Source organism: Colwellia chukchiensis (assembly GCF_002104455.1).
In the GTDB taxonomy this organism is placed as follows: domain Bacteria; phylum Pseudomonadota; class Gammaproteobacteria; order Enterobacterales; family Alteromonadaceae; genus Cognaticolwellia; species Cognaticolwellia chukchiensis.
Genome location: NZ_NBOC01000042.1, coordinates 1 through 1,175, shown reverse-complemented (window position 1 = coordinate 1,175; position 1,175 = coordinate 1). Strand labels below are relative to the sequence as shown.

The following is a 1,175-nucleotide window of genomic DNA, read 5'->3' as shown; positions in this document are numbered from 1 at the left end:
AGGTGAAGATGGTGTTTTAACACCGCTTATCAAGCAATTAACCGAAGCCGCTTTAAAAGCGGAGCTAGAACAACACTTAGGAGCAGATCCCGAGCCTAATCGTAAGAACGGTACAAGTAAGAAAACCGTTAAATCATCCGTAGGTCAGTTTGAGCTTGAAACGCCAAGAGACCGAACAGGCTCATTTGAGCCTCAGCTTGTTAAAAAGAATCAAACCAAGCTCACTCCTGAAATTGACCAGAAAATCCTATCCATGTTTGCGTTAGGCATGAGCTATCGTGATATTCGCAGCCACGTTCAGGAAATGTATGGCATTGAAGTCTCAGAAGCCATCATCACTGGTATAACTGACCAGTTAATCCCAGAGCTTAAAGCATGGCAATCACGTAGCCTTGATACGCTATATCCGTTTATTTGGCTCGATGCTATCCACTATAAAATCAAAGAAAGTGGCCGTTACGTTAGTAAGGCGGTTTACACTGTGCTCGGTATTAATATTGAAGGCCGTAAAGAGTTACTCGGCCTATACGTATCAGAAAGTGAAGGCGCTAATTACTGGCTCTCAGTGCTTACCGATTTACACAATCGTGGCGTATCCGATATTTTAATTGCGTGCGTTGATGGGCTAAAAGGCTTCCCAGAAGCCATTGGCACTATCTACCCTGAAACAGAGGTTCAGCAGTGTGTTATTCATCAAATTCGAAACTCGATGAAGTACGTAGCATCTAAGCACCAAAAAGCGTTTATGGCAGATTTAAAGCCTGTTTACCGTGCAGCGACTAAAGATGCCGCTGAAGCAGCATTAGACGAGCTAGAGGATAAATGGGGCAAGCTATATCCCATTGTTATTGATTCTTGGCGTCGCAAATGGGCTAATCTATCGGTTTACTTCAAATACCCAGATTACGTGCGCAAAGCTATTTACACCACCAACGCCATTGAAGCCGTGCATCGTCAGTTTAGGAAATTAACCAAAACTAAAGGCGCATTCCCTAACGAAAATAGCTTGATGAAATTATTGTATGCGGGCATATTAAACGCCTCAAAGAAATGGACAATGCCAATCCATAATTGGAACCTGACACTGTCACAATTAGCCATCCACTTCGAAGGTAGGTTAGATGGCGTATTAGATATTTAGCAATTTAGGCTGACACAGAATTCTGAACGCCCTC

The 1,175-nt window shown here is 43.1% G+C and carries 1 protein-coding gene; it reads left to right on the top strand.

The features are described from left to right. Positions 1 to 1,141: IS256 family transposase (locus tag B6K83_RS18085; protein ID WP_085286233.1), on the top strand; the 1,141-nt coding region annotated here is incomplete at its 5' end. Positions 1,142 to 1,175: the final 34 nt, after the last annotated feature.